The sequence below is a fragment of the Rossellomorea oryzaecorticis genome, assembly GCF_038405515.1.
GTDB lineage: Bacteria > Bacillota > Bacilli > Bacillales > Bacillaceae_B > Rossellomorea > Rossellomorea oryzaecorticis_A.
In genome coordinates, this window is record NZ_JBBYAF010000066.1 from 1 (window position 1) to 9,949 (window position 9,949).

The 9,949-nt window shown below is 42.1% G+C and carries 11 protein-coding genes and 1 tRNA gene; all 12 read right to left on the minus strand.

Translation table 11 applies throughout. The features are described 5' to 3' along the window. Positions 1-239: 239 nt before the first annotated feature. Entirely contained in the window at positions 240-1,523 is a 1,284-nt protein-coding gene (tig, locus tag AAEO50_RS20300) for a trigger factor (RefSeq protein ID WP_341986186.1), read from the minus strand. 161 nt (positions 1,524-1,684) lie between these two features. Further along, a complete protein-coding gene (locus AAEO50_RS20305; protein WP_341986187.1) occupies positions 1,685-2,695 on the minus strand; it encodes a tetratricopeptide repeat protein in 1,011 nt (336 codons plus the stop codon). 153 nt (positions 2,696-2,848) lie between these two features. Continuing rightward, positions 2,849-2,925: transfer RNA gene (locus tag AAEO50_RS20310), tRNA-Arg, on the minus strand. 37 nt (positions 2,926-2,962) lie between these two features. Beyond that, a complete protein-coding gene (locus AAEO50_RS20315) occupies positions 2,963-3,376 on the minus strand; it encodes a group I intron-associated PD-(D/E)XK endonuclease (protein ID WP_341986188.1) in 414 nt (137 codons plus the stop codon). A gap of 761 nt (positions 3,377-4,137) precedes the next feature. Beyond that, complete coding sequence (locus AAEO50_RS20320) at positions 4,138-4,641, minus strand: metallophosphoesterase (RefSeq protein ID WP_341986189.1); 504 nt, start codon at positions 4,639-4,641, stop codon at positions 4,138-4,140. A 15-nt stretch (positions 4,642-4,656) separates the two neighbouring features. Beyond that, complete coding sequence (locus tag AAEO50_RS20325) at positions 4,657-5,253, minus strand: XTP/dITP diphosphatase (protein WP_341986190.1); 597 nt, start codon at positions 5,251-5,253, stop codon at positions 4,657-4,659. Positions 5,254-5,269: 16 nt separating this feature from the next. Next, positions 5,270-6,007 (minus strand): ribonuclease PH, encoded by a 738-nt coding sequence (rph, locus tag AAEO50_RS20330; protein WP_341986191.1) that lies wholly within the window; start codon positions 6,005-6,007, stop codon positions 5,270-5,272. A gap of 123 nt (positions 6,008-6,130) precedes the next feature. Beyond that, a complete protein-coding gene (locus AAEO50_RS20335) occupies positions 6,131-7,204 on the minus strand; it encodes a GerMN domain-containing protein (protein ID WP_341986192.1) in 1,074 nt (357 codons plus the stop codon). A 129-nt stretch (positions 7,205-7,333) separates the two neighbouring features. Further along, positions 7,334-8,134, minus strand: a complete 801-nt coding sequence (gene racE / locus AAEO50_RS20340) for a glutamate racemase (RefSeq protein ID WP_341986194.1) — start codon at positions 8,132-8,134, stop codon at positions 7,334-7,336. A gap of 9 nt (positions 8,135-8,143) precedes the next feature. Then, complete coding sequence (locus AAEO50_RS20345; RefSeq protein WP_341986195.1) at positions 8,144-8,602, minus strand: MarR family transcriptional regulator; 459 nt, start codon at positions 8,600-8,602, stop codon at positions 8,144-8,146. Positions 8,603-8,856: 254 nt separating this feature from the next. Beyond that, complete coding sequence (locus AAEO50_RS20350; RefSeq protein WP_032087424.1) at positions 8,857-9,081, minus strand: helix-turn-helix domain-containing protein; 225 nt, start codon at positions 9,079-9,081, stop codon at positions 8,857-8,859. Between the two features lie 147 nt (positions 9,082-9,228). Beyond that, entirely contained in the window at positions 9,229-9,699 is a 471-nt protein-coding gene (locus tag AAEO50_RS20355; RefSeq protein WP_341986196.1) for a thioesterase family protein, read from the minus strand. Positions 9,700-9,949 lie beyond the last annotated feature (250 nt).

Sequence of the window (9,949 nt, forward strand, 5' to 3'; positions counted from 1 at the left end):
CTTCGCTTTCCGCGGGTGACCCGTGAGCCTCCTCGGCTTCGCCTGCGGGGTCTCACATTGGCCACTTCTCCCGCAGGAGTCTTCGTCTTGCACTCCAATCAAAAGCTGGAACCGCCTATTAACAATATCTATTATGTATATGAAATTTACCTAATGCTTTTATTACATTCTTGCTAAGGTAATTTCTTTTTATTGTACAAAACAAGGCGCGAATCGCGCCTTGTTCTTATATGTTATTATTATGCTTCTTTGCTGTTATCAACAAGGAATTCTACTGCTTTACGAACTTTAAGGTCCGCTTTAAGCGTGTCAAGGCCGCCAAGTGCCTGCTTGATGTTGTCGGCAGACATGTTGTACTGCTCAGCCATTTTATTTACTTCTTCTTCTGCTTCTTCATCAGTCACTTCAAGATTTTCAGCGGCAGCGATTGCTTCTAACGTAAGGTTAGTGCGTACACGCTTGCCTGCATCTTCTGTCATTTGACCGCGAAGATCTTCTTCTGTTTGACCAGAGAATTGGAAGTAAAGGTCAAGGTTCATACCTTGCATTTCTAGACGTTGACCAAATTCCTGCATCATGCGGTCTACTTCACTGTTTACCATTACTTCTGGGATTTCAACTTCTGCATTTTCAGAAGCTTTTTCTACAAGCGTTTCACGAACTGCTGTTTCAGCTTCGTTCTTTTTAGATTCTTGCAGGCGCTTTTCGATTTTTTCTTTAAGTTCTGCCAATGTTTCAACTTCTTCATCAGCATCTTTCGCAAATTCATCGTCTAACGCTGGAAGTTCTTTTGTTTTAATTTCGTGGAGTTTCACTTTGAATGTTGCAGCTTTTCCTGCAAGTTCAGCAGCATGGTATTCTTCAGGGAATGTAACTTCTACTTCCTTCTCTTCACCCGCAGCCGCTCCGATTAATTGCTCTTCGAATCCAGGAATGAATTGTCCAGAACCGAGTTCTAGAGAATAGTTTTCAGCTTGCCCGCCTTCGAATGCTTCACCGTCAACGAATCCTTCGAAATCCATTGTTACTGTGTCGCCTTCTTCAGCTTTACCTTCTTCTTTCACAACAAGCTCAGCTTGTTTTTCTTGAAGTGAAGTAAGTTCAGCTTCAACGTCTTCAGCTTTTACTTCGGCATCCACTTTTTCTACTTCAAGACCTTTGTAGTCTCCAAGTTTCACTTCAGGCTTCACTTGCACTTTTGCAGTGAAGATAAGGTCTTTGCCTTTTTCCATTTGCTCAACATCGATTTCCGGACGGTCGATTGGGTCGATGCCAGTTTCTTCGATTGCTTTTGCATAAGCTTCAGGTAAGATGAAGTCTAATGCATCCTGGTAAAGTGATTCTACACCGAAACGCTTTTCGAACATACCGCGAGGCATTTTCCCTTTACGGAATCCTGGTACATTTACTTGCTTCACAACTTTTTTGAAAGCAGCGTCTAAACCTTCGTTTACTTTCGCAGCTTCAACTTCAATTGTAAGTACTCCTTGGTTACCTTCTTGCTTTTCCCATTTTGCAGACATACTGTTCCCTCCAACAATCTATATTTGATTCTAATTTTTTACGCATAGTAGTAGATAGTCCCGAGTATGAATCTAGCACTATCATCGTAAATATATAAAAATCTATTCTATTGCAACCATTACATTATAACATACAGCCTCATTCTTTCAACAGAGAGCATTTAAATTATCGGTGAAGAAATTTCCTCCAGCTCATTCAGCTGCTCAAGCAGAATTGCGCATTCCTCACATTCTTCCATTTTCCCCTTCAGTTCTTCCCCCAGAATGGCATCGGCAAACATATCCGCTGCATAACTACCGTAAACAATCGCTGTGTTCTCAGAGTCAGCCTGGAACTCAAAAGGGTACATAAGAAAAGAATGCCTCTTTACCAATTCCAGTGCATGCTGAAATAATGAAGGATTCCGCTGGGACAGCAGCTCATCCAGTTCTTCAGACACTTTCATGAAAGAATCCGTTTCAAATACATCTTGAAGCATGGATGGCGTAACTTTCACTTCTTTATTCAGCTTGTTGATTGAAATTTCTTTATCATATCCATGTTCCCGTAAAACATTCACGATCATTGACTGTAGAAAAGGGTGAGAGGTTTCTTCACTTAAATAAGATAGCAGCTCAGACAGATATGGACGGATATTTTGATGAACGAGTTGTGCAGCAATCAGCGTCTGTTCTTCAAGACTTTTATCTTTCAGGATGGCCGTCTCCGGGATTTCTGGTTCTTCCTTCATCTCTGTACCGGGCTCTTTCCCATCCAATACTTTCTCACTGAAATGCAGCAGCTTCTTGAAATGTTCCTCTTTTTCAAAGGGCACTTCTTTTTCCTCAAAAAGAGCGTTGATCGTATCGATCACATCTTGATGCTGATGAAGCTGGATGAGGATCATCAGGTACATATCGACCACTTCGAAATATTCACCGATCCCTTCCAGAAGCATTTCCTTGCAGATCACTTTTGCCTCATCATATTGTTTATTTTCATACAGGGCCAGAACCAATGCGGTATTGATATCGGGATTCTCCGGCTCCATTTCATATGCCTGGGTCAAAAGGTCGGCCGATTCCTGAATATCCCCGTTCTCCAGTGCCTGGACCCCTTTTTCAAGGAGCCTCTCCTTCAATCCGGGAAATTGCAGGACCTTTCCTTTTTCCTCATTGTTTTTCTTTGTCATGTTTTGTACCCGCCTATACGTATTAAAGATGGTAATAGTGTAGCATGAGAGGGTGGAGAAAACAAAGATTACAAGGAGTCACCCTATACATAAACAAATGTAAATAAGAAAAAAAGCCTGCCGATTGGCAGACTTTGATGTATGTAGGTTTAATGGCGTCCCAGGAGAGATTCGAACTCCCGACCTACAGTTTAGGAAACTGTTGCTCTATCCTGCTGAGCTACTGGGACAATTGTGAATTCGTTACAGGTAAGTCACTTATAGTCTCTAAGGAATCTCACGATAATCAAAAGCATAACGAATATGTTCTTTTTGATTATTTTTCGGGACATTTACCCTTAAAGTCAATGATTTCAAAAAGGATTTTGGATTAAAGTAATAGCATTCATCCGTTTGTGGACAATAAACACAATAGATATCAATTTCATTTTTATTAACTTCTTTGGTTATAACCCCTTTAGAAGTTGAATAATTGGAGCGAAATCTCACTTCCAGTGCACCCTTACTATTAAGTTCTCTATATTTCACTTGAACCCTTTTAAACATCCCATCTTTATAGATAACTATGTCGAAAGGGGCATGTTCAGTTGCGGGATTAAGTATCATATATCCTTTTTGATATAAGTCAACTTGTGCCTTTAATATCCCTAAGTCCCCTTTGTGCTTTGTGTGATGGTTCATCATTAATCACCTCACAGGAGATCGTAAGTTTCCTTGTTATCGCCTTAAGTATTACCAGTTAGTGGCGTCCATTCTTTAGTGAAAAAAGGATTGCAGGATATATTGCAGTGTTAGTTAAAGGATAAAAAAAGAATACCGACACGATCTTTTTATCTGTGTCAGTATCCCTTATCTGTTCAAAACCCTGTACAAGGTATGTATGTAATGATAGTGGCGTCCCAGGAGAGATTCGAACTCCCGACCGACGGCTTAGCTTACCACTATGACTTTCGGCACCAGCTTGGAGTCGCTGTTTGTGGTCTGGACTATATCTTCACCGTTTCAGGTGCGACACGTGTAGTCTCTACGGAACCTCACGATGCTTAGAGCATAATACAGAATTTCTACCGTTTCACCATTCGAAATTCTTTCACCAATTGGTCGTGAGTTTCCTCGGTATTACCATCAGCATTACCTGTTAAGGCTTCACCGATATAGTGTCGTCCACTCTATAGGTTTCTGTTTCCCTAATAGAGGCTCCTATACTTGAAGGCCGTTGCTCTATCCTGCTGAGCTACTGGGACATGTTTTGTTAAGGACAATATTTATTATATTCACATAGCATATAGAAGTCAATACATTTTCAAAAAAAGTTTTCTGAAATACTTTTCATTTGAATGTTAACTTCAATTACCAATTTATTATATCCTTTCTCCACCCGTTTGAAAAGCAAAAGAACCCTCTGAAAAGAAGGTTCTTTCATAAGTATCTACAATCTCTTTTTAAAGACTGAACTCCTGTTCTTCAACCACTTCATGATCATGAGTCAAAAACTCCACTTTGACCATGTCTTCGGAAGCTTCCACCAACGCATACGTCCGCTCTTGTCTCCCACGGGGCAGCAGGATGCTTCCGGGATTCAGATACAGCGTCCCATTAACCATTTCGGCTCCCAGCGTATGGGAATGTCCGAAGAAGACAAATTTCGCACCGGATTCCTCTGCTCTATAGCGAAGCTTCATCAAGGACATCTTGATGCCATACAAATGTCCGTGGGTCACGAGAATCGTATTCCCATTTATCTCTTCTGCCAAATCATCAGGGAGGCGCCCATCCATATCACAGTTTCCCCGGACCGCCAAGTAAGCGGTTAATGCTTCATCATCGGCGCTTAGTTCTGAATCGCCGCAGTGAATCATCGCGTTTACTTTCCCTTTATATTTCTCAGCCAGTTCTTTAATCTCCTTTTTCGAACCGTGGCTGTCACTTACAACTAAAAGCTTCATCCTTTCCTCACCCTTTTAGACTAAATCTGTGATCAATGATCTTAATTTCTCCAAAGCATTTCCGCGGTGGCTAATGCTGCTTTTTTCTTCCGGTGTCATTTCTGCCATCGATTTTTCCAGAGAAGGGACAAAGAAGATTGGATCATAGCCAAATCCGTTTGTTCCCCGTCTTTCCTGAAGGATCTGTCCTTCGCAGGTGCCCGTTACCGTATGTGTTTCAATCTCAGGTCCGGCAATGGCCAGCACACAATGAAACCTTGCATTCCGGTCACCGTTAGGTACATCTTTCAATTCCTCCAGGACCTTGTCCATGTTATTTTCATCGCTCTTTTCTTCCCCGGCATAACGCGCGGAATAGACTCCCGGACGACCATCCAATGCATCAATTGCCAGCCCGGAATCGTCAGCAATCACAAGTGCATCCAATTCTTCCGCTACCGTCTCAGCTTTCAAAATTGCATTTTCCTCAAATGTCGTTCCTGTTTCTTCCACATCCTCGATATGAGGCAAGTCTAGTAATGTTTGTACCTCATATCCGTAAGGTGCAAACATATTTTGAAATTCCTTTGCTTTTCCCCTGTTTTTTGTCGCGATTATTACACGTTTCGTCATATCTGTGTCATCCCTTTTATTTAATTCTTTGCGCGAATTCTCCCAGTGCACTTTTTTGCATTTCGAATAGCTCCTGGATTCCAATTTGACCCAGCTCCAGCATTTCATGCAGCTGGTTCATTGTGAAAGTAGCTTCTTCCCCAGTACCTTGAAGCTCTACGAACTCTCCTTCACCGGTCATGATGATATTCATATCAACCAGGGCTTTGCTGTCTTCAATATAATTAAGATCGAGCACCGAGCCATGTTCCTCGACAATACCTACACTTGTTGCAGCTAAATAGCTTTTTAGAGGAAATGAGGAGATCTTTTTATTATCCTGTAATTTCCCTAGTGCCAGAGCCATCGCCACGAAAGCTCCTGTGATCGAAGCCGTTCTTGTACCGCCGTCCGCCTGGATGACATCACAATCGATCCAGATCGTGCGCTCACCAAGGGCATCCAGATTCACAACCGCTCTTAAAGCACGTCCGATCAGGCGCTGGATTTCCATCGTTCTACCTGAAATCTTCCCTTTCGACGATTCACGGATATTTCGCGTTTCCGTCGCTCTAGGCAGCATTGAATACTCTGCGGTGATCCACCCTTTGCCGCTGTTTCTCATAAAAGGAGGCACGCGGTCTTCGATACTTGCATTACAAATCACTTTTGTATTGCCTACCGTAATTAATACAGACCCTTCCGGATGCATCACATATCCTGTTTCGATTTTCACTTCACGCAGTTGATTTTTTTCTCTTCCATCAGCTCTCATATTATATCCTCCTGTCATACTCATTTTCATCGTATGTAAATCGTCCATTTCAAAAAGAGAAGAGGCGGCATCAGCCAACCTCTTTTTTCATGATTCTATAATAGTATATCAAAAAATGATCATTTAAAAACTAATTGCATTTACATTTTCCGGACGGGTGACTGGTTCGGTGACCGGTTCGCCGTCTTTGCTTACTGTGGTCGCTTCACCATTGACCAGTACGGATACGCTTTTGATCCCTTTTTGTTCCGTCAGGGAAAGAACAAGTGAATTCAGCATATGCTCGGAAACCATTTTTTCTTCCAGGCTTCCATACACTGCTTCATTGAAATTCAGGGTTACCGTACCGTCTTTAAGAGAAGGATCATCCAAGAGTTCCGCTCCCGTAAAGTCACTGGCCAGATACGAACCATATCCAGGTCCTTCAATGAGTTCCTGTACGACCGCTTTCACTTCATCCGCTTCGTTTGAACTTACCCGTTTTGTAACAGGGACGTAGTACGTCTGGGAATCTGTCTGTGAGACATAATAGACGGTTACCGGCTTCGTGCTTGTAGGATCTGCAACTCCGCTTGTATCAACATTGATCCCCATTTTTCTTGATAAACCGGATTCGTCGATCGGTGTGCCATTAACAGGCATTTCCGTTAACGGATAGCCGTTTACACGGAGCTCGACTTTTTCAACTGAATCAAATTGAGTCAGCGTCCATGTTACTGATTGAAGGATTTTCTGTTCATCTTCGGGCTGGTAATTATTGAATTCCGGTGAAAAGTCTGCAACTGCCTTCCCATCTTTGATGTTGACTGTGATCTGAGTATCCGCCGGCAATACCGCCCGGAATCCATTCGGAAGGACATTCTGCACAGGGCCGTTCACCACAAGATACTCAAGCGCCTGTTTGGCGACACTTTCATTATTCGGAAGAGGTAACGACTGGGAAACCACATATCCATTCTTGTCGATCAAATAAAGCTCTGTCATTACTGTTTTCTCCACAGCTTCATCGTTGCCTGCCGTCTCTTTACCTTCTTCATTCTTTGCCGTATCCAGTTGTTCACCTTCTTTTAAGTGTGATACTTCCTGCGGCGGATCAATTTTTTCCTTCTCCCCAAAACTCAACAGTCCGCAGCCTGAAAGATATACTGAAGATGCTAACACCGTTACAGCAATTGATACTTTCGCTTTTTTTGACATCGCGAAACCTCCTAAAAGACAGTTTGTACTACATGTATACGAGCCTTCGTAATGAAATAGACCGAATCTTTTTAAGAAAAGCAGACAAACTTTTTTCAGGAGAAAAGAAAAACCACCCAGCCAAGACACTCAGTCTTGAAGCCGGATGGTTTCTGCATGTACTTTCCCTATATTCAGCCAATCAGAGGCGATTTGTGAAAACAAGTAGGAAGAACCTGTTGTGAAGAAGCGGTGCCCGGGCACTCTGACTCCCCGGTATAAAAGATTATAGTAGTCCAATATCGTACTGATTTCCCTGGCAGTCTCATCGCCGGAGCTGATGACACTTATTTTATCCCCCATATACTCCTGAATTTTCGATTGCAGGAGAGGATAATGGGTACAGCCAAGGATTAAGGTGTCGATGTCAGTATTTTTCATCGAAGCCAGTGTTTCTTTCACGATCGAATCAGCCGTTGCACTGTTATATTCTCCGCTTTCTACTAAAGGAACAAATTTAGGGCAGGCCAGAGGGCTTACTTCAAGGCTTCCATGTAACGAGTGAAGCGCTTCTTCATATGCCCCGCTGTTTATCGTCCCGATGGTTCCGAGGACGCCGATTTTTTTATTATACGTATGCTTGATCGCTGCCCTTGCTCCAGGATGGATGACTCCGATGACCGGGATATCCAATTGGGTCTGGATTTCATCCAGTACGACTGCAGTGGCAGTGTTACAGGCAATAATGAGCATTTTCATATCATATTGTAAAAGATATTCTGTCATCTGCCATGTGAATTTCTTCACTTCCCGTGACGAACGCGGGCCGTATGGACATCTGGCTGTATCGCCAAGATAATAGATCGTTTCTTTTGGTAATTGGCGCATGACTTCTTTTGCCACCGTCAGTCCGCCAACGCCTGAATCGATGATGCCGATTGGTTGAATCACTTTATTCCCTCACTCTGGTTTCATTTCTTGATGAAGTTTAGCTAAATTTCTTTTCAAGCCGAGTACTTCTTCTTCTGAAAAATCTTCGAGTACACTCTGTAAGTAATTTTGTCTTTTTTCAATGACTTCTTCAATAATTCTTTCGCCCTCTTTTAACATATGAATGCGGACGACCCGTCTGTCATTTTCATCTTTGACCCTTTCAACCAATTCATTTTTCTCCATGCGGTCTACAAGGTCCGTCGTCGTGCTGCATGCAAGATACATCTTATTTGAAAGGTCGCCGATCGTCATGTCGCCGTATTCAAATAACCATTGAAGAGCAATGAACTGAGGGGGAGTAAGCGTGTATTGACTTAAAATCTCGCGTCCCTTTTGTTTAATGATGGAAGATATGTATCGCAAGTCTTTTTCTATATCCGCAACAACCTGACCGTCGGCCTTCAGCTGGACTTCTTCTTTATTCATACAATAATTCTCCTTTGACTGACTAGTACTTATTTAGTATCATCACTTTTTTCATGAAGTGATCGTGATCGTTATCTGTTACACATATCATTTAAATTGACCTACTAGCATTTTCTCCTTTTTTCAGGGAAATTTCAAGAAAAGTCTGAGATAAGGGAAATATACCCTTCAAACTAAAAGAGACTGACTCTTATTTACACAATAATCGGTTTATATGTAACCGGGTAATTGTTCATAAGAATCAGTCCCTTACTTTAAAGCTTGAGTTCCCCCATGCGAAGAAGCTCTACAACAGCTTGAGATCGCCCCTTCACTCCAAGCTTTTGCATGGCGTTGGAAATATGATTTCGAACTGTCTTTTCGCTGATGAATAAATCACTAGCTATTTCCTTTGTAGTTTTATCTTGGACTAACAGCTCGAATACTTCTTTTTCTCTCTTTGTGAGCAACGGTTTGTGTGTAAAATCATTGTCCTTCAATTATGGTAACCCTCCTTGCCTTCGCCAGCTTTAAACCGCGGGGATGGGTATTGTTGGTCGTCAGAATATCATATGTGAAGGTACGGTTTGGAGTGACATAGAGAGGGCGTAAAATAAAAAATAGGCAGTGATTCATTCACACATGATTTATGATGATTGGGGCATGACTGAAGGACAGCCAAATTTCTTTCTCATCTCTTCTGTCCACGGAACACCCTTCCCCGTCTTACGTGAAATCTGTACCATCGTTCCTCTGCCAACGAAGCAGACATCTTGCTTTTCATTCACACCCATATAATGCAGATCGACGGAAGAATTGCCTACACTCGCTGCTTTGACAAAAACATTCAATCGTTCGCCAAAGTATACTTGTTTCAAGAAGTCACACTGAAGATCTGCTACAACCGGAATCGTATCATGATCGGGCTTTACCCAATCCTGCATAAATCCATTGTATTTAAAAAAGTCGGTTCTCGCTTCCTCAAAATATGTAAATGGAATCGTGTTGTTCAAATGTCCAAACATATCCGTTTCGGAAAAACGAACCTTTACTTCTATGGAGAAATGAAATTCTTTTTGCCATGTGTCTATATCCTTAATGTATGTAATATGTTTCAAAATGGCTCCTCCTTCTTTGCAATTTGGAAATGAATGAATATTCATTCTTTTTTGTTCATTATAATCTTTTTTCTTACATATAGGAACCGTTAAGCTTCAAAAACTTTAATAGGCGGGACCTCTTAATACCGCTTATTGATTTCCGTGGAAGACTTCGCTTTCCGCGGGTAGCCCGTGAGCCTCCTCGGTCGTACCTCCCTGTGGGGTCTCACATTAGCTACTTTTCCCGCAGGAGTCTTCGTCTTCCACT